General features: G+C 62.2%; 25 protein-coding genes and 1 tRNA gene. 7 read left to right on the forward strand and 19 right to left on the reverse strand.

Annotated elements, in window-relative coordinates; genetic code table 11:
* Window positions 1-96 precede the first annotated feature (96 nt).
* Window positions 97-174: transfer RNA gene (locus tag VJX68_RS16585), tRNA-Val, on the reverse strand.
* A 106-nt stretch (window positions 175-280) separates the two neighbouring features.
* On the opposite strand from VJX68_RS16585, the gene VJX68_RS16590 reads away from it, so the two are divergent.
* Both VJX68_RS16590 and VJX68_RS16595 read left to right on the forward strand, forming a co-directional pair.
* Window positions 281-886 carry a carboxymuconolactone decarboxylase family protein gene (locus VJX68_RS16590; protein ID WP_324096828.1) on the forward strand — a complete coding sequence of 202 codons (606 nt, stop codon included), beginning with the start codon at window positions 281-283 and terminating at the stop codon, window positions 884-886.
* An 11-nt stretch (window positions 887-897) separates the two neighbouring features.
* The gene (locus VJX68_RS16595) at window positions 898-1,614 is read left to right on the forward strand and encodes a class I SAM-dependent methyltransferase (RefSeq protein ID WP_324096829.1); all 717 of its coding nucleotides are present in this window, start codon (window positions 898-900) and stop codon (window positions 1,612-1,614) included.
* A gap of 170 nt (window positions 1,615-1,784) precedes the next feature.
* Here VJX68_RS16595 and VJX68_RS16600 read toward each other — a convergent pair whose 3' ends face one another.
* The 6 genes from VJX68_RS16600 to VJX68_RS16625 all read right to left on the reverse strand — a co-directional run bounded on the left by VJX68_RS16600 (window position 1,785) and on the right by VJX68_RS16625 (window position 8,664).
* Window positions 1,785-2,213 (reverse strand): DUF6306 domain-containing protein, encoded by a 429-nt coding sequence (locus tag VJX68_RS16600; RefSeq protein WP_324096830.1) that lies wholly within the window; start codon window positions 2,211-2,213, stop codon window positions 1,785-1,787.
* Window positions 2,214-2,276: 63 nt separating this feature from the next.
* The gene (locus VJX68_RS16605; protein WP_324096831.1) at window positions 2,277-2,636 is read right to left on the reverse strand and encodes a TSUP family transporter; all 360 of its coding nucleotides are present in this window, start codon (window positions 2,634-2,636) and stop codon (window positions 2,277-2,279) included.
* Window positions 2,637-2,717: 81 nt separating this feature from the next.
* Window positions 2,718-5,852, reverse strand: a complete 3,135-nt coding sequence (locus VJX68_RS16610; protein WP_324096832.1) for an efflux RND transporter permease subunit — start codon at window positions 5,850-5,852, stop codon at window positions 2,718-2,720.
* A complete protein-coding gene (locus VJX68_RS16615) occupies window positions 5,849-6,958 on the reverse strand; it encodes an efflux RND transporter periplasmic adaptor subunit (RefSeq protein WP_324096833.1) in 1,110 nt (369 codons plus the stop codon). The genes VJX68_RS16610 and VJX68_RS16615 overlap by 4 nt, the downstream gene beginning before the upstream one ends.
* Complete coding sequence (locus VJX68_RS16620; RefSeq protein ID WP_324096834.1) at window positions 6,955-7,560, reverse strand: TetR/AcrR family transcriptional regulator; 606 nt, start codon at window positions 7,558-7,560, stop codon at window positions 6,955-6,957. Before VJX68_RS16620 ends, VJX68_RS16615 begins: the two co-directional genes overlap by 4 nt.
* Window positions 7,561-7,686: 126 nt before the next feature.
* A complete protein-coding gene (locus tag VJX68_RS16625; RefSeq protein WP_324096835.1) occupies window positions 7,687-8,664 on the reverse strand; it encodes a DHHA1 domain-containing protein in 978 nt (325 codons plus the stop codon).
* A 42-nt stretch (window positions 8,665-8,706) separates the two neighbouring features.
* Here VJX68_RS16625 and VJX68_RS16630 point away from each other — a divergent pair, with 42 nt between their 5' ends.
* Together VJX68_RS16630 and VJX68_RS16635 are read left to right on the forward strand one after the other, a co-directional pair.
* Window positions 8,707-9,264, forward strand: coding sequence for a CDP-alcohol phosphatidyltransferase family protein (locus VJX68_RS16630; RefSeq protein WP_324096836.1), 558 nt, complete (start codon window positions 8,707-8,709; stop codon window positions 9,262-9,264).
* Window positions 9,265-9,379: 115 nt separating this feature from the next.
* On the forward strand, window positions 9,380-9,838 hold the full coding sequence (locus tag VJX68_RS16635) for a hypothetical protein (RefSeq protein ID WP_324096837.1): 459 nt from the start codon (window positions 9,380-9,382) through the stop codon (window positions 9,836-9,838).
* A gap of 26 nt (window positions 9,839-9,864) precedes the next feature.
* Here VJX68_RS16635 and VJX68_RS16640 read toward each other — a convergent pair whose 3' ends face one another.
* From VJX68_RS16640 to VJX68_RS16655, 4 genes are all read right to left on the reverse strand, one after another.
* Window positions 9,865-10,599, reverse strand: coding sequence for a c-type cytochrome (locus tag VJX68_RS16640; protein WP_324096838.1), 735 nt, complete (start codon window positions 10,597-10,599; stop codon window positions 9,865-9,867).
* A 3-nt stretch (window positions 10,600-10,602) separates the two neighbouring features.
* Window positions 10,603-11,751 (reverse strand): metallophosphoesterase family protein, encoded by a 1,149-nt coding sequence (locus VJX68_RS16645; protein WP_324096839.1) that lies wholly within the window; start codon window positions 11,749-11,751, stop codon window positions 10,603-10,605.
* Between the two features lie 29 nt (window positions 11,752-11,780).
* On the reverse strand, window positions 11,781-13,088 hold the full coding sequence (locus VJX68_RS16650) for a cytochrome-c peroxidase (RefSeq protein WP_324096840.1): 1,308 nt from the start codon (window positions 13,086-13,088) through the stop codon (window positions 11,781-11,783).
* A 122-nt stretch (window positions 13,089-13,210) separates the two neighbouring features.
* A complete protein-coding gene (locus VJX68_RS16655; RefSeq protein WP_324096841.1) occupies window positions 13,211-13,741 on the reverse strand; it encodes a ferritin-like domain-containing protein in 531 nt (176 codons plus the stop codon).
* Between the two features lie 140 nt (window positions 13,742-13,881).
* Here VJX68_RS16655 and pcnB point away from each other — a divergent pair, with 140 nt between their 5' ends.
* Window positions 13,882-15,231, forward strand: coding sequence for a polynucleotide adenylyltransferase PcnB (gene pcnB, locus VJX68_RS16660; RefSeq protein WP_324096842.1), 1,350 nt, complete (start codon window positions 13,882-13,884; stop codon window positions 15,229-15,231).
* Between the two features lie 20 nt (window positions 15,232-15,251).
* Here the strand turns inward: pcnB and VJX68_RS16665 are convergent, their stop codons facing one another.
* From VJX68_RS16665 to VJX68_RS16690, 6 genes are read right to left on the reverse strand one after another with little or no spacing between them, the layout of a single operon-like run.
* On the reverse strand, window positions 15,252-15,683 hold the full coding sequence (locus VJX68_RS16665; protein ID WP_324096843.1) for a c-type cytochrome: 432 nt from the start codon (window positions 15,681-15,683) through the stop codon (window positions 15,252-15,254).
* Complete coding sequence (locus VJX68_RS16670) at window positions 15,680-16,192, reverse strand: c-type cytochrome (protein WP_324096844.1); 513 nt, start codon at window positions 16,190-16,192, stop codon at window positions 15,680-15,682. The genes VJX68_RS16665 and VJX68_RS16670 overlap by 4 nt, the downstream gene beginning before the upstream one ends.
* Window positions 16,159-16,665 carry a methylamine dehydrogenase light chain gene (locus VJX68_RS16675; protein WP_324096845.1) on the reverse strand — a complete coding sequence of 169 codons (507 nt, stop codon included), beginning with the start codon at window positions 16,663-16,665 and terminating at the stop codon, window positions 16,159-16,161. Before VJX68_RS16675 ends, VJX68_RS16670 begins: the two co-directional genes overlap by 34 nt.
* Window positions 16,658-17,308, reverse strand: coding sequence for a methylamine dehydrogenase accessory protein MauD (mauD, locus tag VJX68_RS16680; RefSeq protein ID WP_324096846.1), 651 nt, complete (start codon window positions 17,306-17,308; stop codon window positions 16,658-16,660). Before mauD ends, VJX68_RS16675 begins: the two co-directional genes overlap by 8 nt.
* Window positions 17,301-17,840 (reverse strand): MauE/DoxX family redox-associated membrane protein, encoded by a 540-nt coding sequence (locus VJX68_RS16685; protein ID WP_324096847.1) that lies wholly within the window; start codon window positions 17,838-17,840, stop codon window positions 17,301-17,303. Before VJX68_RS16685 ends, mauD begins: the two co-directional genes overlap by 8 nt.
* Before the next feature lie 15 nt (window positions 17,841-17,855).
* On the reverse strand, window positions 17,856-18,992 hold the full coding sequence (locus VJX68_RS16690; RefSeq protein ID WP_324096848.1) for an amine dehydrogenase large subunit: 1,137 nt from the start codon (window positions 18,990-18,992) through the stop codon (window positions 17,856-17,858).
* Window positions 18,993-19,126: 134 nt separating this feature from the next.
* On the opposite strand from VJX68_RS16690, the gene VJX68_RS16695 reads away from it, so the two are divergent.
* Entirely contained in the window at window positions 19,127-20,053 is a 927-nt protein-coding gene (locus VJX68_RS16695; RefSeq protein WP_324096849.1) for a branched-chain amino acid transaminase, read from the forward strand.
* A 120-nt stretch (window positions 20,054-20,173) separates the two neighbouring features.
* Window positions 20,174-20,764, forward strand: a complete 591-nt coding sequence (locus tag VJX68_RS16700; RefSeq protein ID WP_324096850.1) for a peroxiredoxin — start codon at window positions 20,174-20,176, stop codon at window positions 20,762-20,764.
* 7 nt (window positions 20,765-20,771) lie between these two features.
* Here VJX68_RS16700 and VJX68_RS16705 read toward each other — a convergent pair whose 3' ends face one another.
* Window positions 20,772-20,993, reverse strand: coding sequence for a hypothetical protein (locus tag VJX68_RS16705; protein ID WP_324096851.1), 222 nt, complete (start codon window positions 20,991-20,993; stop codon window positions 20,772-20,774).
* Window positions 20,990-21,493: a YkgJ family cysteine cluster protein gene (locus VJX68_RS16710; RefSeq protein ID WP_324096852.1), complete on the reverse strand. Its 504-nt coding sequence runs from the start codon at window positions 21,491-21,493 to the stop codon at window positions 20,990-20,992. The genes VJX68_RS16705 and VJX68_RS16710 overlap by 4 nt, the downstream gene beginning before the upstream one ends.
* Between the last annotated feature and the right edge of the window lie 271 nt (window positions 21,494-21,764).

Here is a 21,764-nt window from a genome sequence, read left to right on the forward strand (position 1 = left end):
GACGGATCGCGCCGTCTCGACTTGATCCAGTTTGTATCGGTGCGCTTTTCGCTCGCGCGATTGAGGGGACTACCGGCAAACGGAATCATTTTTCTTTGGTGGACGCACCTGGACTCGAACCAGGGACCTCTTGCATGTGAGGCAAGCGCTCTAACCGGGCTGAGCTATGCGTCCACCGGAGCATGGGATTATCGCGCCGCGCGCGCGACCTCGCAAGAGCGCGGGACATCGGCGATAGTGGTGTCGTCAAAACGCGCATCGCACGCATCAGGAGCACATCATGGGACGACTACGACAAGTGAGTAAAGCCGAGGCCACGCCGGAAATCCAGGAACTCTACAAGCAATTCTTCGGTGACCGCGATCCTGTCACCGAACCGGGCACTGCCACTGGTACGCCTGGCGATTATTGGACGACGTTTGCGCTGGTGCCCGACTTGCTCTTCCAGGCGCGCAACTCGCTGATGGCATTGATGCAACCGGGACGGAAGTTGCCGGCGAAATTGCGCGAACTCGCGATTCTGCGCACCGGAATTGTCGGCGATTCGCGGTTCGAGTATTCGCAGCATCTCAAAGTCGCGCGGATGGTGGGTGTTTCCGAAGAAAAGCTGGCGGCGATTAAAGGCTGGGCGGTCAGCGGCAAGTTCACTGACGTCGAACGCGCCGTGATGCAGGCGACGGACGAAATCGTGGGGCGCAATCTGGTCGAAGATGAAACCTTTGCCGCGCTGAAAACTCATCTGCCCGACGAACAGATCATGGAGTTGTTTTACGTGATCGGGCTGTGGCGGATGCATGGAATGATCGTGCGCGCGCTGCATCTCGAGTACGACGCGGATACGACGGCCCGTATGAAGGAAGTGCCCGCCCCGCCGGCGCAGAAATAGGGCACGCCGCGATGAAACTATACGACGAACTCGCCGAATGGTGGCCGCTGTTCTCTGCGCCTGAGAACTATGCGGAGGAGGCTGCATTCTTTGCGCGCCTGCTGGCTGAGGAGTGCAAGCCCGCGCCGCGGACGGTTCTCGAGCTCGGATCGGGCGGCGGGAACAACGCGCTTTACCTCAAGTCAAAATTCCAAATGACGCTCATCGATCTGTCGCCGCAAATGCTGGCTGTCAGCCGCACGCTGAATCCTGAATGCAAGCATCTCGAAGGCGACATGCGCACGGTGAACCTCGCGCGCACGTTCGACGCGGTGTTTGTCCATGACGCGATTGCGTACATGACGAGCGCGGCTGATCTCGGCGCCGCAATCCGCACTGCGTACCTGCATTGTCGCGCGGGCGGCGTCGCGCTTTTCGTGCCGGACTGCGTGCGAGAGACCTTCGTCGCGGAAACCAAGCATGGCGGCCACGACGGCGACTACGGTCGTAGCCTTCGCTATCTGATGTGGGTCGTCGATCCCGATCCGACCGACACCACCTATCGAACCGACTTCGCGATCATTCTGCGCGACCATCGCGGCGACGTGCGCTTCGTGCACGATTCTCACATCGAGGGCATCTTCCCGCGCGCCGAATGGATTCGCGTGCTGCACGAAGCGGGTTTTGAGCCGCGCACATTGACGGATGAATGGGGGCGCGAAGTTTTCGTCGCGCAATGTCCGAGTTAGCGGCTCGGCGGAGTCGCACTTACTGCAAGAGGCAGAATCCTGAATCGCGCAGGGCGCTGTATTCGGACCCTCACCTTCGATCCTCTCCCTAAAAGGGAGAGGGGAAGAGCCGTCGAAGCAATTACGCAGAGCACTCCTCACAGGGATAGGGGAAGAAAGACGCCGCGCGGTTAACTGCTGGCGGACATCAGGCGAATCACTTCGGCGCGGCCCCATTCCACTTCGGCGCGATGCCGATTCGCCATCGCGGTCAGGTAGTCGTGGATCGGTCCTTCTTGCGGCGCGAGCGCGAGTGCGACTTCAGTCTTGCGCGCGGCCCATTCCTGGCCGCGTGACATCAGGTTCAGGCGATCGCGAATCGACTCGAGCGCGGCGACCTTGCGGGCGAACGGCCCGACTCTCTTGGACGGATTGCCGCCGTTGTCGCGAATCAGCGCCTCGAGTTCCTCGGCGTTGCGCTGTTCCATCGCGCGCGAGCCGGCCAGAAACTTCTTCAGCTCTTCCTGCTCGACGTCGGCGATTAGCTGGTCGAGCGCAAGCACGCCGGCGCGCTCGGATTCGAGCAGAAGGTTGAGTGCTTGTTCGAGCGCCGCGTCCACATCGCGAACTTAGTAAGGGTATTTCAGCAGTGCAAGGCGGTCACTGCGACTCGGTGGGCTGAATTACTTGTATAGCATCCGAATCGAGGTCAGCAGCAGGAACACGCCGAAGATGCGGCGCAGCGTCGTCCCCGGCATCCTCACCGCGTAAACCGCGCCGATATAACCGCCGATCAACAGGCCCAGCCCCAGCAGCAGCGCGTACGTGACGTTCAGGTGGCCGTGCTTGTAGTATTCGTACGCGCCGAGGATTCCCACTGGAGGAAGAAGGGCACCAAGAGACGTGCCCACCGCGAGATGCTGATCGAAACCGAGCACCAGCACGAGCACCGGCACGATCAACACGCCTCCGCCGACGCCGACGAATCCGCCGAGGATGCCCGCTGCAAGTCCGAGTACGAGAACGATTACGATTTGGCCCATTGTCGGTTGTCTCCAGCGCTCACAATTTCGCGAGCCTATCAGAACGCGGGAGCAGGATTGAAGATGGAGACGCGCGCGGGGCTAGTCGATCGCTTCGCGTTCGAGATCGTCGGCGTAATGCGGCTCGACCAGCTTGAGCCGCGTCGGAGGCTTGCGGAAACTGCGGAACCAATTCTCCATGTCGTCGAACAGCGAGAAAGCGACCGGGGTAAAGAGCAGCGTGATCAGAAGGCACAGCGTCTGACCGCCGATCACGACCAGCGCGATTGCGCGCACAGAGCTGTCACCCGCGCCCTGCCCAATTGCGACGGGGATCATACCCGCGACCAGCGCCGCCGTGGTCATCAGAATAGGCCGCAAGCGATCGCGATTCGCGGCGAGGATCGCCTGTCGTCGCGGCAGTCCCGCGCGGATCAGGTTGAGCGTTTGATCGAGTTGCAAGATCGAATTCTTTTTTACGATGCCAAAGAGCAGAAGGATGCCGAGCGTCGAGAACAGCATCAGGTGCTCGCGAAACACTAACAGCGAAATTAGCGCGAACGGCACGGCCAGCGGCAGCGACAACATGATTGTGATCGGATGAATGAAGCTCTCGAACTGGGCCGCCAGCACCATGTACATGAAGATGATCGAGAGCAGGAAGGCGATGACGAAGCCGGAGACCATCTCGCCGTAAATCTTGCTCTGGCCGCCGAACTCCGTGACGTAGCCGGGCGGCAGGTGAATCTGGCGGACCTCGCGCGTGACGGCGTCCATCACTTTGTTCATCGCGAAACCGGGCGCGAGGTTGAAGACGATCGAGATGTTGCGCATGCGATCCTGCCGATCGATCTGCACCGGTCCCGTCCCGTGCGTAAGCGTCGCCACGTTGTCGAGCCGCACCTGCCCGACCTTGCTCGAAGGAATCGTCAGCCCCGCGATGACGGCCGGATTGTTGCGATCCTTGTCGGCCAGCTGCAGGCGCACGTCGTAGGTATCCTGGCCTTCGCGAAAACGCGTGATCACGTCGCCCTGCACCATCGTGCGCATCGTCTGCGCGATATCGTCAACCGACACGCCGAGGTCCGCCGACTTGGCGCGATCGATATTGACCTGCAGCTCCGGCAGCCCGCCCTCGTAGCTCGAATCGAGATCGACGATGCCCGGAATTTTTCTGAGACGCGTCATCAGGTTGTCGGCGTAGGTCCTTAGGGTGTCGAGGTCGGCTCCGCGCATGTCGTATTCGACCGCGACGTCGCGATAGCCGCTCTGCTCCCACGGCTTGATCGAATCGACGCTGACGCGCAGCGCCGGAAACGCATCCATCAACTTGCGCGCGTCAGCCATCACGAGTTCCTGGCTGCGACGACGCTGGTCGAGCGGGAACAGCTTCGCGTCGACTTCAGCAACCGTCACGCGATCGTCGCCGTTGGTGTCGCCGACTGTTGTGAAAAGGTCGCGCACTTCGGGAATGGTGCGTAGCCGATCCTCGATCTGCGCTACTATCTCGTCGGTATGCGCGAGCGAGTACCCCGGCGGCGTGCGGATATTGACCGCGAATTCGCTCGAATCGTCGTCGGGCATGAACGTCGCGCCGACCAGTTTGCCCAGGAACGGGATCGAGATGACCAGCGCCAGTGATACAACGACTAGCACCCATCGATGGTCGAGCGACCATCGCAGAGCGACGTCGTAGTAGTCCTCAATCCAGCGGAAAATTCTCCAGTCCTTGGTGTTGTTGTGCTTCGCGCCGCCCGCGCCCTTGGGTTTCAGATACCGCGAACACAGCATGGGAGTCAGCGTGAACGAGACCAGCAGCGAGACCATGATCGCGAACGCCATCGTCAGGCCGAACGAATTCAGGAACCGGCCCATCACGCCGTGGATGAACGCGACGGGCACGAATATTACCGCGAGCGAGAGCGTGGTCGCGCTGACGGCCAGCCCGACCTCGGCTGTGGCCGCTTTCGCCGCGGACATCGGATCCATGTTCTTTTCTTCGATGAAGCGGAAGATATTTTCGAGCACGACAATCGCGTCGTCGATTACTATTCCGACCGCCAGCGTCAGCGCCAGCAGGGTCATGCGGTTGAGCGTGAAACCCATCCACAGGATCAACGAATAAGTCGCGATGATCGATACGGGAATCGCGACCGCGGCAATTAGCGTCGAGGTAATCGAGCCGAGAAAAAAGAACACCACGATCGCGGCGCACAACCCGCCGAGCCAGAGATGCTCCTGCACGGTCTCGACGGCGGCGCGGATGAAGGTGGACGCGTCGCGCGTGAAGATCACGTCAACCCCTGGAGGCAGGCCGCCCTTGAGCGTTTCGTAGCGCTCTTTGACGCGGTCGACGATCTCGATCGTGTTCTCGCCCGACTGCTTGCGCACGATCAGCGACACCGCATTCTTGTTGTCCCAGCGCGACAGCGAGCGCGGCTCCTTGACGCTGTCTTCGACCGACGCGACGTCGCCGACCGTCACCGGCCGCCCCTCGGCCTCGCTCACGATCACCTTGGCGAAATCCGGAACCTCGGTGATTCGGCCGAGCGTGCGCAGCATCTCCTCGGACATCCCCTGCTTCATGCGGCCGCCCGGGTACTCGACGTTTTGCCGCGAGAGCGCCGCGCCGACCTGCTGAATCGTCACGCCCGTCGCGTGCAGCTTGTCGGCGTCGATGTCGACGTGAACTTCACGCTCGCGTCCGCCGACGATGTCGATCGAACCCACGCCGTCAACCGATTCGAGCGGCTCCTTCAGGCGCCGGCGTGCCAGCTCGGTGAGCTCTTTCAGGCTCTGGTAGCCGGTGACCGTGATCGTGACGACCGGCACCGCGTCAAGGTCGAACTTTTGCACCAGCGGCGGCTTGGTCCCGTCAGGCAGCTGATCGAGCACCGTCCCAATCTTGTCGCGCACGTCCTGCACGGCGGCGTCGAGGTCGCGCTCGAGCTTGAACTCGATCATGATCCGCGAAATACCCTCGAGCGTATTCGAGCGCATCTCGTCGATTCCGCTGACGGTGTTGACCGCTTCCTCGATCGGCTTGGTGACGCGCGCCTCGGTTTCTTCGGGCGCCGCGCCCGGCAGGAACGTCGTGACCATCACGGTCGGCACATCGACCTTGGGAAACAGATCGACGCCGAGCCGCATGTAGGAGAACCAGCCGAGCACGACCAGCACGCCGACGAACATCGTCGCGAAGACGGGACGGCGCACGCACAGGTCGGCGAGAATCACGACTGCTCCTTCGTGACAACCGCGGTGCCGTCGGCGAGGCGATCGACGTCGCTGACCGCGACGCGCTCGCCCTCCTTCAGCCCGCCGGTGATTTCAGTCTGGTCGCCAACGACGCTGCCGGTAGTCACCTCGCGCGCGCGCACTACTCCCTGCTCGACGACAAACACTCGCGCGACGCCCGCGTAGGTCAGCACCGCGGCGCTCGGTACGAACAGCGCGCGATCGTGACCGAGGTCCATCGTCACATGCGCGAAGAATCCCGGCTTCAGCGCGCCGTCCGGGTTGGCGACTTCGGCCTCGACCAAAAGCGTGCGGCTGCTTTCTTCGAGCGCCGGCGCGATGCGCGTGATTTTCCCGGTGTACGACGCACCGGGGTTGGCGTCGATAGTCAGCTTCACCGGCATGCCGACGCGCGCGAGCGGCACGAACCGCTCCGGCATCGGGCAACGCAGCTTGATCGGGTCGGTCGCGATCAATTCGTAAACTTCCTTGCCGGGCGCGACGTACTCGCCGAGCGAGACCATACGCTTTTGCACCGAGCCGCTGAACGGCGCCTTGATTTCGGTGTCGCCGAGTTTCTTGCGCGCCATCGCGAGCGCTTCATCCGCCGATTCAGTGTCAGCCTGATCGACGCGCAATTGCGACGCCAACTGATCGAACTGCTCGGCCGAGATGGCCGCCGCCTGCTTCAATGCCTGAGCACGATCGTAGCGCGCGGTTGAGTTGGCAAGCTTGGCGCCCGCCTGGTCAAGCGCCGCCTGAGCGGTCTCGACCCGCAACTCGTATTCGCGCGGATTGATTTTCAACATCACCTCGCCCGCCGTGACCTTGTCGCCGAAGTCTGCGACAACCTCCGTCACGCGCCCCTCGACTTCCGACGACATCACCGCATGCTCGCGCGGGAACAGCGCACCCTGCACCTCGGCGGTGCGATCGAGACTCTGCTGATGCGCCGCGGCGACGGCGATCGCGATCGGCGCCGACCCCGGCTGACTGTCCTTGTTGACCTCGGCCGCGGCCGGCTGATGGCATCCCGCGAGCGCCAAGGCACCCAGCGCCGCTGCCAGCGCGGCGAAGGCCGAGACTTTTAATGACTTCAGCTTCATGGAGTCGCCGCAATGCCTTTGAGGAAAAGTTCCACCACCGCTTCCGCGTCCGATTCGAGCGGACTCGACGCCAGCTTGAGCAGCCGTCGCCGCAGCGACCCGGTCAGCATCTCGCCGAGCATGAACGCCGCGAAGTGCGGATCGATTCGCCGAATCGCGCCGCGGTTGATCGCGTCCTGCAGCACCGACGCGACGAAGTCCAGGTGCCCGGCATAGACCCGCATGAACTCGCGCCCGGCCTCCGATTCGAGCTCGATATCGAGCGAGTTGCCAATGATAAGAGTCTTCAAAAAATCCTGGTTCGAAGCCTGGATTCGGAACTGCGCCAGAATGAGTTTGCGGATTCGCTCGAGCGGCGGTGTCGATGGGTCGTCCGACGCTACCGTCTCCGCGACCATTTCGCGCAGGCCCTCAAGCACCGCCGCATGGACCAGCGCGTCCTTGGTGTCGAAGTACAGGTAGATGGTGCCCTTGGCGACCTTCGCTTCCTCGGCGACGCGGTCCACCGTCGTGCCCTGCATCCCGTATCGAGCCAACACGCGGCGTGCGGCTTCGAGGATCTCGCGGACCCGGTATTCCTTGATTACCTCTTCCTTGGTCATGGTGAAAACTGGACAGTCAGTCAAATGAACGTACAGTCAGTCTAGGAAATTATCAGATTTGACGCAAGGGCAGTGCCGATCCAGAGAATGCAAGCCGGTGCTGATGCCGGAGGGTTTGCGCCGGGCTCAGGTCGCTGGCTTTTCGAGCTGATCGCCCAGAATTTCGGCCAGCCGCTCGGCCGGCAGGCGGCGCAGGTCGGGAATCGCGAAGCCTGACGCAGCAGCATGACCGCCGCCGCCGTAGTGCTGCGCGAGGACCGACAAATCGACCTCGCTGTCGGAGCTGCGTCGCAGGCTGACGCCTTGGCTGCGCAGGTCGAACAGCGCGACCACCGTCCGCGTCTGCCCCTTGTAGAGATGCGCCGCGACTTCGCTGCTGTAGCCGAAGCAGCATGCCGTCCGCACTGTGATGCCGTTGTCGAGCTTGCGATCGACCATCGTGGCGTGCGCCAGTTCGAGGCTCCGGCGCATCGCGTCCTGGCCCGACTCGAAGGCGGCGCGCAGCTTGCGGCTCATCCGCGGCTCGCGCAGTTTCAGGATTTCGCGGTAAGACGAAATCCCGCCGAGCGTCTGTACGGCGAGCGCCCATTCGGACGACTCGGCAATCCGGTGAATCCAGCGGTCGTGATCGTCGGCTATCATCACGAACGGCTGGAAGGCGTCGAACTCGGCGCGCTGGCGCTCGGGCAGGTCGCGCCCCATCCGTTTGAGCAAATTGAACGTCAGCCGCGCCGCCGAATATTGTTCGCTCAGAACTTTGCCGGCGAACGGCACCTTGAACTCGGGGGCATCCGCGCGGGAAACTGCGGTGCGATGGTGATCGATCCAGTAAATCCGCGCGCCCCGCTCGGCCAGCTCCACCAGATGCGCGCCGGCCGCTGGTGAATTCCAGGACAAATCGGTGATCCAGATTTCGTCACTGTTGTCCTCGGACTTGAGCGCCAGACTCCCGATTACGTTGTCGGCTTCGTTGTTGCCGGCCAGCGTCGTGAAAACTTTATGACCATCGTAAAAGCGCGCCACCGCGGCCGCCGCCATCACGCCGTCGAGGCATGAGGGGCCGTGGCTGACGACCTGGATCGTGCGGGAAGTTTTTCCGGGCATAAGAGCACGATTGTAGAGCATTCGGCTCTTGCGAGCGAAACCGTGAAACACCGCCGCGGCGGCGACTACGTGATGCTCGCGCAGATACCCAACGGCCTGAGCGCGCTAAGATTCGCACTGGCCGCAATCTGGATCGAGCTGGCCGCGCACCGACATGAGGGAAGGCTGGCATTCGCGATAGTCGCGCTCGTCGCGGCGGGTAGCGATTTCATCGATGGCCGAATCGCGCGCCGGCTGGGCGCCGCGAGCGGCCGCGGTCGATTGCTCGACGGAATCGCGGACGTAACCTTCGTGCTGGCCGCGCTCTTCTGCGAAGCGGCCGCGGGCGCGATACCTTTCTACGTCCCGATCCTGATCGCTCTGTCATTCAGCCAGTACGCAATCGATTCTGTCGCGATAGGACAGCCCGCAACCGGCCCGATAAGAAGCCGGCTAGGGCATTGGGGCGGCATCATCAACTATGCGCTGGTGATCACGCTCGCGATCGCACCGCCGCCCGCGCTCCCCGGCGCGCTCGTGCGCGCCCTCGCGCCGCTGCTCGCACTGTTCTACGTCGCCGCTATCTCCGAACGCGCCTGGCTCTTCTACCGCTCGCGCTAACTCAGCAGTGGACCTCAAGCAGCGCCTAAAGCTCACAATCCTAGCTGTACCGGAAGATAAGATAAACTACTAGTTGTAGGTATATTTCTTGCTGCTTTTTATGGCGGGACACGCGATGAAACTGCAAGCGCACTTGCCCACAGCCAGCGTTGGAGCCCGCGACTGGCACGTTGCGATGGTCGCATTGGTTTCGCTCGTCGGAGCGTCGGTGCTCCTGCTGGCGTTACAATCCGGCTTCTTGCTGAACAATCCCTTGCTCGACAACCTGCGAATGTCGCCGGTCGCACCTCCGCACATTAGCGTCTCTCATCGTGTTTCGCTCGATTGGCACTTGTTGAGCCTTCCGGTCAATTCGACGGGACGGTTTTCAGTTGCGCATCCGCTACCGGCAAATGTCGCTTCGTCGCAACGATTCTCAATCGGCGCCGACGCGCGTGTCGCGTTCGAGGTCTTCGGCGAAGCCGCGCGTCGCGACATGCTCGCCGACGAGAAAACAGTGCAGCAACTCAAACCGCACAACGATCGTATGCTGCTGATGTTGATGTGGTTCCGACTACATACGCGTCGCAGCTAACGCTCGCTTCCGCCGCGCGCGAGCGCCTAGTGTTTGCCGTAGTCGAGCGGGACGCCTTTGCGCTGCGCCAAAATGTAGGCTTCGAGCGCGCGCAATTTTGGATCGTTGGGATCGAGCGCCTTGCCCTTGACTGGATTCTCGATACACCAGTCGATCATGTCGCGCAGCAGCGCGACCTTTTGCAGCTGTACCTGGTATTTCGGATAAGTCTCGGGGTGCGTATTCGACGCGTCGGGATGGCACATGTCGCAGCTCACGCCAATTGTGCCGCCGAGCGCCGCGCCGTCGTGGAAGAGATCTTTCCCTTCTGCGACGAAGTTGTCGGTCTCGTTCTTCCAGATTTTGTAGTCGCGCTCGGTGAAGCTGGCGTAGGTGTCGCCCTGCTGCATTCCCTTGGATGCCGCCTTCGCTCCCGCTGCCGATGCTGCATATGACATCGGCGCCGGCGCCTGCTCGGTTTGCGCGATCTCCCACTTCTCGTTCGGATGCTCGCGCTGCCATTGCGCCATCAACTCGCGCGTGACCTCGACCGCCTGAGCATGCGACATTGACTCGCCGGTCTTCAGGCCCTTCACTTCCATGCTGGTCTTGCCGTCGCAGAGCATCACGACCACGCCACCGTCTTTCGCTTGCGGCACTTGATGGATAGGCAGCGGCGGCTGCGCTTGTTGCGCGCGAAGTACTTGCGGCGCGTAGGCGACGCCCGCGAGTATCGCGGCGCATCCCGCGGCTGTTGCCAATGCGATCGATCGTCGGCTCATGTTTCAGTAGCTCGCGAACTGTGGCGCGGGTGGCCGCGCCGTCTTGCCGTGCGAAACCAGGTAGTCGGCCTTCACCGTCACCGGGTTGCGATCCCACAGACTGTAAATCTTGTCCGCCAATCCGTCCGGGCGGACATTTATCCGGCCGTCGCCGAGTCCGTCGAACTGATCGAACGGATCGGCGCGGTTCATCTGAACGGTGAGCGTGGGGAGCCCGGTCGGCGCGTACGGCCACGGCCAAGCCGTCGAGAGCATCCCGTAAAAACTGATGTTACCGATCTGGTTGTACAGCATCTGATGCGTATGGCCGTGGATCACCGTCACGTGGTTGTACGGCTTCAGAATCGCCTGCACCTGCTCGGCATCATCGGTCCAGAAATTCCAGTTGCGGTAGTACTTGTAGAGCGGCGAGTGCGAGAAGACCAAGAGCGGCGTCGTGTGCGGCACCTTGGCGAGGTCGTCGGACAGCCACTTGCGCTCATCGTCGCCGACTTCGAAGCGCGACTGAATCCCGTTGTCGAGGCCCGCGACCGTGTGCATGCGCTCGGCCGGCGTCATTTTGCGCGCCGTCCAGAAATCCTTCTCATGCACACTCATCAGGACCACTACGTGCACGCCCTTCCAGTCGAACGAGTAGTTGGGCGGCCCGAACATCTCCTGCCACGTGTCGCCGAGGTCGTAGAACCAGTCATGCTCGCCGACCATCATTTTCACCGGCGCCTTCAGCTCGGCGAGGATCTGCTTGCCGAGATCGAGCTCCTCGCGCCGCCCAAGCTGGGCAAGGTCGCCGCCGAACAGCACGAAGTCCGGCTGCGGATCGAGCGCGTTTACGTCCTCGACCGCCTTTACCGCCGCGCGCACGAAGCGCTGGTTGAGCGTGCGCGGATAGAGATGCGTGTCCGAGACGTACGCGAAGGTGAACGGCGGCTGGCCCGCCATCCCGGCGGTGGCAGCGCTCTTATCGGGCGCGGCGTTGGCGACCTCGACGAGCTGGAACGTATGCGGCGGCATGAGGCTCTTCGCCATCACCGCGCCGGCCGACGCGGCCAGCACTTTCAGAAACGTGCGCCGGTCCAGACCGCGCAGTCCGCGCAGGACCGCGTCGCGCTCTTCCATGTATTTCGTTTCGACGCTTTTATGCCGAGCAGCCATCGCCCGCCTGCCTTAGATTCGTCATCTGGTTAGTCGCCACCGAGCAGCGCAGGATTCTCCAGGTTCTGTGCCGGTCCGATATCGCCGAACGGTCCCGCCAATCCCGGCCCGTCGCGTCCTTTCTCGCCGTTGGCGGCCGCCGTGTCACGCTGCGGCCGATCGGTGCGCGAGCGTTTGAACTGCAGGTCGTACTCCTGCTTGGCGGCGTCCGCATATTCGGGACTGGTCAGGCTGGCGAGAAACACCACCAGGTCGTCCTCTTCCGCCTCGGTCAGCCCAAGCGGAACGATCCCGCCGTCCAGGTACGGATTCTGCACGCCGCCCTTATTGTAATGATCGATCGTGTCCCACAGCGTCACCTGCGAGCCGTCGTGGAAGTACGGCTGCGTGACCAGCAGATTGCGCAAGCTCATTGTGCGGAACGCGCCGATATCGTGCGGCTGCTTGGTCACCAGGAAGCGCCCCAACCCGCTCATGTCGGTGCCAATCGCAAGTTTGTCGATCGCTTCGGAGCCACCGCCGCTCTTGCTGAGCACGTCGAGCGCCTGACGTGCGAGCGGTACGAAGTCCGACTTATGCGCCGACACTCCAATGTTGTGGAACTTCTGATCGGTGAACAGCGGCTGCGTCGGATTCCATCCGTGACACGACATGCAGCGGCCCTTGCCGTTGAATATCGCCCACCCCCGCTTGGCCGAATCGCTGATCGCGCTCGGATCGCCGTTGATAAATTTGTCGAATGGCGAGTCGAATGCGAGTTGCGTGCGCTCGTAGGCCGCGATCGCATGCTCGATATCGGCGAAGTTCACATCGTGCCCAAACACATCCTGGAACTGCTTCTGATACTCGGGAACCGCCTTTATTGCCGCCACCGCATCGTCGGTCGATTTCATGCCCATCTCGACCGGATTGGTCACCGGGCCCTGAATTTGCGCCTCGAGCGTCGGCGAGCGTCCGTCCCAGAATTGCGTCACATTGAACAGCGCGTTGAGGATCGACGGCGCGTTGCGCTGCCCGAACTGCGCGCGGATACCCATCGAGGTCGGCAACTGATCGGTGAACCCCTTGTCGGGCGCGTGGCAGTGACCGCACGAGACCTTGCCGTCCGCGGACAACCGGTCGTCAAAGAACAGCGCCTTGCCGAGTGCAACCTTCGCCGGCGCTTGTGGATTGTCAGGCGGAATCACCCATGAATAGAGCGTGGCCGGGAAGCCTGCCTGGTTTTCGGACTTGGGATCGGCGAGCGGTCCGGGTCCTTGCGCGCTGGACAGGCTGTACGAGACCACCACCGCCGCCGCGGCGAAGAAGGAGAGGAGCAACGTGCGTGCGGACTTCATCGTGGCGGTCTCCGGTGGCCCGATTGCGAAGCGTGATGCTCCGCGCGCTGTCGAACTCCTGATAGTTCAAGCGCAGGCTTGATGTCAACTCGCACCGCCCGGAAAAGTCGAAACGCGAATCGTCAGCCCATCTTCGCGAGCAGGTCCAGCATGTCGTTGGCGTGCTCTTCTTCCATCTTGTTGATCTGCTCGATCAGTATCTTGGTCGTCGGATCGCTGTCGCCCAGCCATCGAATGATTTCCGAATAGCTCTGGATTGCGATCCGCTCGGCGATCAGGTCTTCCTTGATCATATCGACTAGCGTCTTGCCCTCGACGTACTCCGAGTGCGCACGGTCCGCGAGTGTGCTGGGACTGAAGTCCGGGTCGCCGCCGAGCTGCGTGATTCGCTCCGCGACCCAATCCGCATGTTGCTGTTCTTCATTGGCGTGCTGCAGAAATTCCGCCTTGACCGAATCCGAGCTGATACCCTGCGCCATGTAGTAGTGGCGCTTGTAGCGGAGCACACAGACCAACTCCGTCGCCAGCACGTCGTTGAGCACTTTCAACACCTGCTTGACATCCGCCTTGTAGCCCTCGGTAACGGAGCCCTTGTCCATATTTTTGCGGGCATTGTCGCGAAGCTTTTTGACGTCGGTTAGAAACTTGTCCATGTAAAAGTCTCCTTTGGTGCGGCCTAGCGTAACTCTTTTCGCACTTTATGGGCAAAGCGGCGCAGGCCATCAGTCATGCGCCGGGCGATGAAGACGGCGCGCAGTCGTGCTAGCGTTGAAGCGAAATCGGGCTAACGCAATTGGAACCCCGCATACTAGCGCGTGCCGAGCATCCCATCTCGCGCCGCGACATCGACGCCAACGTTCTCAAGGTTCTCTATCGCCTGGCCGGCGCCGGCTTCGAGGCCTACCTGGTCGGAGGCGGCGTGCGCGACCTGATGCTCTCGCGCAAGCCCAAGGATTTCGATGTCGCCACTTCGGCCCATCCCCAGCAGGTCCGCGAGCTGTTCCGCAACTCGCGCCTGATAGGCCGCCGCTTCCGCCTGGTCCATGTTTTCTTCGGCCGCCAGAATGTCGAAGTCGCCACTTTCCGCAAACAGGCCGAAGCCGTCGCCGACACCGACGATCCGCTGATTCGCCTGGACAACACTTTCGGCACGCCCGAGGAAGACGCGTTTCGCCGAGACTTCACCGTCAACGCGCTGTTCTACAGCCCCCAAACTTTTCATGTGATCGATTTCCCCGGCGGCGTTGACGACCTCGAGGCGCGCCTAATACGCACGATCGGCGACCCCGAGTTGCGGATGCGCGAGGATCCCGTCCGCATGATGCGCGCGGCGCGATTCGCCGCAAAGCTTGGCTTCGAGATCGAGCCAGCCACGCGCGCCGCGATCGAGCGCCATCGCGCCGACCTGGCCAAGGCTTCCGTGCCGCGCCTGGTCGAAGAAACTTACAAGACAGTCGGCCAGCCCGAGGCCGCGCATGCGCTCGTCCTGATGGAAGAGCTGGGTTTGCTCGAGTACGTAATCCCGCCGCTCGCGGCTCATCTGAAATCGCGCGAGGCCACGCTCGCCGAGCAGCCTGCCGTCCGCAACATGGCGGCGCTCGGCCGCGCCATCACAAGCGGATTTGCCCCCGACCACTCGATCGTACTCGCCGCCCTGATGCTCGACCTGTATCGCGCCGGCGGTCGCGTCGATCTACTCGGCGAGCTGCGCGCGCGCGGCTTCGCGCGCGGCGACACCGAGCAGATGCGCTTGATACTCGAGGCCTTCGCGAATCTCGCATCACCCACACGCCGCACGCGGCGCCTGATGCGCCGGCCGTACTTTCCCAACGCGCGGATGTTCTTCGAGATGACGGCGCCGACCTACTCGATCGATCCGACGCGCACGCTGCGCTTCCTAGCCGATCCCGACGCCTTCAGTGCGAGTCCGGCCCGCGTCGGTGCGGACGCGCCGGCGCCACCAGGCGACGGCGCACACCCGCCCGCCGGCGGCCGCCGCAGACGCCGACGGCGTCGCCGCCGCCCCCGCCACGGCGGCCCCGCCCGCGACTCCGTCGCGGGCGTCGCGCCTATCCCCGCCGCCGAAAACGGGAATCGCCCCGGCGATTCCCCTTCATCGCCCGCCATCACGCGCCGCGACTAGTCACCCATCGACATCGCCCGCTATTTCTCCGCGCGACGAATTTTCATCGCTACCATCTCGCTTACCAGCTTCGCGCGCGTCTGCTTGATGTCCATCAGACGCGTGGCGCGGGATTTCGCGACTTCATCGAGCGTGTAGGGCCGAAAGCCGGCCGGTATTCGGTCGGGGCTGAACGACTCGATGATCCAGTTCATCACCGCGGCGACTTCAGCGTCGTCGAGCGCCGACTGCGCGACACCTGGCACTTCGATCAAGTACTGCCTGCCTCCCGGCACGCGGAGAAAATCCGCGGCGCCGCGAAGTGGCGGCGCCGTGCCGGGGATTCCCTCACCATGCCGCCGGTGGCATCCCCAGCAATTCAGCATGTAGAGCTTTTCGGGAGGCTCCGCCGACGCGGTGGACGACATGACTATCAGTAGCGCCGCGGCGCGGACGGCGGCACGCCACTTCATCGCGCCCCCTCGCGCCTGAGTTGATTCGTCAATGCGGTTCGCTCGCGAGCTAAATCGGAGGGCGAAAGCGGCGTCGCGCGTGCGCGTTTAACTTCGGCGGCGGTGATCGGTGCGAAGTCTTTCGGAATCTCGGGCGCATTGAAATGCGTCAGCACCTCATTGAGCACCGTTGCAATCTCGGCATCGGTAAGCTGTGAGAATTGCGGCATCAGTCCGTTGTACGCCGTGCCCTTGACCTCGATAGGGCCGCTCAGTCCGCCGAGCACGACGTGAATCAGGTAGTCGCGGCCGTCCTTGAAGCGCATCTCGTTTCCGATCGCGCCCGCCAGCGGAGGATAGATTCCGGGCACGCCTTGCGCCGTGCTCTGATGACAGATGACGCATCGCGCGGCGAACACGTCCGGCTCCGCGGCGCGCGCGCGAGATGCAGCGCATGCCGCGATCGTGGCGGCCGCGAGAACGAGACAGAACCCCTTCACTTCACCGAGACGATCTCGGCGGTCGAGCAATGATACATCATCGTCGGCGCGCCGAAGCACCAGATGAGGTCGCTGTCGAGCTGCGGCCGATAGAGTGGCATCTCGCTGATCGTGTTTCCGCACAGGCATCGCCCGCACGAGGCCTTGCCGCAGCAGTCACGGTAACTGACGATGTAATCCTTACCGTCCGACGGATGGCGGCAGGTGCCGACCCACGAGGTTGGCGACGGCGTCGCGCCCGGCGGACAGTCGTGCGAGCCGCCTCCGCAGCACGAACACAGGAAGCCGTCGATGGCGCAGTACTTCCAGTAGTCGCAGGTCGTATCATCGTCGGTGTTTTTCGATTTGCCGGCGGCGGCACTCGCAATCGGAACGACGCGATCGATAGGCAGCAGCGGAAAGATCGATGCGCCGAGGATCATCTTTCCAAGCGTGGCGACAAAGCTTCGCCGCGAACTCCGCTGCGCGACGGCGCGCGTCAATCTCTCGACCAGTTTATCCATGATGCTTCGCGCCTCTCTCTCCGTTGGCCTGAGTCGATGTGCCGTGTTCGCGGTGAGTCTTGAGATATTCCTGGAGCGACGCTAGTTGCATCTGCTTCGCCGCCACGATGCTTTCGAGATGCTCACGCGTGTTGACCAGACCCTTGGCGCGCACCACGCCTTCCTCGTCGATCAGCACCGCGTACGGAAGCTTGCTGACGCGATAGGTCATGCCGACTTCCGGCGACAGCACGAACGGATAGGATTCGATTTGATGGCGGGCTATGAACGCGTACTGTTCGGACGGCTCGCCGTCGCTGGTGAAAATCAGATCGAGCCATCGCGACTCCGCGGTCGCGACCGATTTCGCGATCGGCAGGAGTTTCTTGCAGACCGGGCAAGTGGGCGAAACAAACATCAGGAGCTGGCTGCGGCCGTTGGCGTGTGCGGCTCCGAGCGTGATGGGACGATTTGACAGATCGACCAATTCGAAGACCGGCGACAGGTCGCCGACCTTTGGCCCTTTGTCGATGGTAAGCGCGCCCATCGGGGCGATCCGCTCGTGCAACACGCCGATTTGGCGAATGAGTGCGAGTACGATTGCCGACAACGCGACTACAGCGAACCAGAGAATTATTTGCGAGATGACCAACGCGTCATGCATCGCCGATCTCGAGGGTGCGCAGGCGCGGTAGGTTGGCAAGCAGGTAGTTTCCCGCAAGGTAGAGAACCACCACAGTCACAGAGCCGAAAAGTATCGTTGAGTCGTCGAGCGGCGTCATCAGGCGGGTATCCGTCGGCAGAATTGCGATCGTGGCGAGCGCCATCAGGATAAGATTGCGCGCGGGCAGCCACCAACTCAGCGGCTGGCGGAGCGCCGGACCGAAGCATCCGCAATCTACGTGCAATCGCCCGCGCATCAGGTTGACGACGATCGCCGCGGTGAAGATCGCGAGCAAGCCAAGCAGGAGAGCGGCGGCTGCATAATGAGTCGGCGGAATCAGAATCCCCACGGCGCCACTCGCTTCGGTGACTGGAACGAGCACTGCTACCGCCGCCGAGAGCCTCTCCGGCACGATGCGGTAGTTCGCGACCGCGGCGCGAAACTCGTCGAAGTCCTCAAATTTAATCGCCGCCGACGCGCCGAACACTAGCGCCAAAGCAATTGAGATCGTCCATGAGGCTGCTGGATCCATGTTAAACATAGCGGCTTACGGTCCTCGCGCAAGAAACGGCGTGCCGAGTTGAGCGACGGTGCCGAGATGTTTTCCATCTGGCACTGCGTATTCGTCCAACTGACTTTGCAGCAGCGATAGGGTGTAGAGTATCGGGCTATCGCTGTTGCTCACATAGATCGAGTAGGCGGGAGTCCTGAGTTTGATGCGGCCGACGCGAGTCTTCTTCGTGAGGTCGAAGATCCAGACCTCAGTGCCGAACTGCTTGTGCGTCCATTCGCCGCCTTGATGCATCAGCACGAACATCAGGCCGCGCTTTTCGTTGTATCCGATCGTCTGCCATCCGACGGGACGCCATGACTTGTCTTTCTCGCTGGCGTACACCGACCATCCGGGCTCGGGCACCGCTTCCGCTCCCGAGAGATCCAGCACATGGATTGCGCCGTGGTACGAATCGAAATACGCATGACTGCCGGCGACGGCAGGCTGATCGAAAACTGGATCCTTGTTGGGATCGAAGAACGGCTTGCCCTGCTTCTTGTCCTTGACGCCCCCCGCGTCGTTGAGCTGGACCGTGAGAATCGAGCCGTCCGCGCACATCGAGGAGAACTGGCGGGCGCCGGGAGCGAGCACCTGGACGCATCCGGGGGTGTCGATCTCACCAACGAACTTGCGCGCCTTCAAGTCGACGACACTGACCGAGGTCGCAGGCGTCATGTTGGCAATCAGCATGAAGCGGCTGTCGGGCGTGACGGCGGTCGTGTCGCGCTTGGGCACGATCAGTATCCGCTTGGGCGGGATTTCGACCTCGGCTTCGAAGTTGAGGGTCTTGGCGTCGAAGATCGAAACGACGTCGGTGCGCGTACCGCGCCATCCGCGCGAGTAGTAGGTGTCGATCATGTAGTACTCGCGATGGTCGGGAGAAATCTCGAAGTTGCTGAGATAGCCCCCGCTCAACTGGCCCAGCATCTTGCGCGCATCGCCGTCGATGATGTCGAGCTTGGCGATGCTCGAAGTGGGATAACCGGGGTCGAGGATGAAGACCCAGTCGGGCGTTGGCTCCGCGAGATTGCGCGAGGTCATCTCGTCGGGCGGAAGCTGGGCGTGCGCGCTCGCGGTGAGCGTCGCGAATGCCAGTAGGAGGAAGAGCAAGATGGTGCTGCTTGTGCGCATGCTGGTCGACTCGCCAGCCTGATTAATATGTTGGTATGTGCAGGGTCAAGGTTAGGAGAGAGCAGGGACGGGAGAACTTAGTTTTTTTCGGCCCATCGACTAACTTCCGCCCTTCGACTACTTTTGACTCCACTATGCCTGCGAACAATCTCCGCTCCGATCGAATCTGGATGGACGGCGCGATGGTCCCCTACGACGAGGCCACCGTTCACGTTCTCACCCACAGCCTGCACTACGGCCTCGCGGTCTTCGAAGGGATGCGATGTTACAAGAGCGACGACGGCCGCTCCGCAATCTTCCGCGCCCGCGAGCACATCCGCCGTCTCATCGACTCCGGACACATCGTCGAGATGGAAGTCCCCTACAGCCAGGAGGAACTCCTCAAGGCCTGCGCCGACGTCGTGCGCATCAACAAGTTCGCCGAATGCTACATCCGGCCGCTGGTATTCTTCGGCGAAGGTGAGATGGGTCTATCTGCGCGCGGGAATAAAATTCGCGTCTCGATCGCCGCATGGCCATGGGGCGCGTATCTCGGCCAGGACAGCATCGACAAAGGCGTGCGCCTCAAGACGTCGTCGTTCGTGCGATTCCATCACAACTCGATGATGCCGGCGGCGAAGGCCACCGGCCACTACGTCAACTCGATCCTCGCCGGCTACGAGGCGCGCCGCAGCGGCTACGACGAGGCGCTCCTGCTCAATACCGAGGGTTTCGTGGCTGAGGGCAGCGGCGAGAACGTCTTCGTGGTTCGCGACGGTATCGTGCGCACGCCGCCGCTCACGTCGGTGCTGGCGGGGATCACCCGCGACGCTGTCATCAGGATTCTCCGCGACAACGCCGTTGAGGTGCGCGAGGAATATTTCGCCCGCGACGCGTTTTACATCGCCGACGAAGCCTTCATGACCGGCACCGCCGCCGAAGTAACGCCGGTCGTCGAGCTCGACGATCGCAAAATCGGCCCCGGCAAGCTCGGCCCAATCACCGCCAAAGTGCAGCAAGTCTTCCAGGCAACGCTACACGGCCGCGACCCGCGCTACCGCGACTGGCTCTACTACATCTGATTCTTATCCCTCGCCCGTTATTTCACGGGAGAGGTTAGGTGAGGGTTCTGCGGTTCAAGCTGTTTGATGGGGAACCTACCATCCTTGCTCGCAGTTAAAACCGCGACGAGGGAGACTCGCATGAAAATGCTGACCGCCGGACTAATCGCAATCGCCGTCATCATCCTCGCAGTGGCGATATGCCCGCGCGTCGCGCGCGCCGCGATGCTCAAGGAAGGACAGATCGCGCCTCCGTTTACCACCCAGATGGTTACCGGCGAAAACGTAGCCCCTATGTCACTCGCCGATTTCCACGGTAAAAAAGTCATCCTCTATTTCTATCCCAAGGATGAGACCTCGGGATGCACCAAGGAGGCGTGCGCGTTTCGCGACGGGTACGTGCGCTACACCAACGCCGGCCTGGTAGTGCTCGGATGCAGTGTCGATTCGGCCGACGCGCACAAGGATTTCATCCGCAAAAACGGCCTGCCGTTCCCGCTCCTGCTCGATCCCGACAAGAAGATCGCGACCGCCTACGGCGCCGCCAACGGCATTCCGATCCTCGGCCTCGATCGCCGAATCACCTACGTAATCGACGAGAACGGCAAGATCATTAAAGTCTATCCGAGCGTCGATCCGTCAACGCACGCAATCGAAATCCTGAACGACTTGGGCGTCGCGGACGCAGCCCCTCCCACCCAAGCCAGCCCGGCACCTCCGGCCTCGAACTGACCGAGGTTTACTGCACCTCGCTCGGCGAATACCCCAAGCTCACTGCGAGCATCACCGCCGCTGCCGCGAGCATCTCCGCATTCGACTCGCGCCGAATCATCGCCGCGAGGCGTTCAACATGCGCCGCGACGATTTCCGCATCGTCGATGGCCCCGCTCCTATCAGCATCGAACATCGCATCAATCAGCGGATTCGCGTCGTAGTTCGACTCGGCCAGCGCTTCTCTCACGGCGCGCCGCCAGAGTCGCGCGGCTCAACGCGATCGAAATCGACTGTCGCCGCTATTCGCTCGTGAAAAACTGCGAGTAGCGACGTGTAACGCGCGTTCGCCTCGAGATACGCCCCGACACCCTGCGCCTCGACGAAATTGTTCACAGTTCCATCGAGACCATAAACGCCGAGAGAGCCCGCCGCCGGTTCGAGCGTCACAAATTTCTCAGCCTCTTCATGTTTGGCGGGTTCGATGCCCAGCGGATAAAGCCGGCACGCAAGCGGACGCCCTCGATGGAGCCCGCATCGGGTACCCTCGAGCGCCACGCACGCACCTTGGTCGGTGAACTTCAGGATCGACCCGCGCCGAATCGTAAATCGAGCGATCGCCTCGCGCGTCGATATGCCTGCCGCGCGCGCGATCTGCAGTACATCATACGGCGACAGCGTGATGACCTTCTGATGGCAGCATAGCCCGCACGCATTGCATACATACGAGAATGGGCTCTTACGATTCACCGAATTCGAGAGTAGTGCAGCGTCAAGCACGGCACCTGGTTCTTTCGCTCCGCTCAGGATGACACAAAAAAGACGACACAGAAAAAGTGAACGGGCGGGCTTTTGTGAAGTGATCGCAGAACCCTCACCGCCGGCCGCGATGCGGCCGGCCGCCTTGTATCTGTGAATTGAGTTGTGCAGAAGGAAAGGAACAACCGCGGCGCGGCAGATCGAGGTCGCGTGGGTCGGATAAGGCCGAGGGAGAGTGTGATCGCCGCGCCCGCATAGCCGG

The sequence above is a fragment of the Binatus sp. (SeqCode) genome (assembly GCF_035272065.1).
In the GTDB taxonomy this organism is placed as follows: domain Bacteria; phylum Desulfobacterota; class Binatia; order Binatales; family Binataceae; genus Binatus.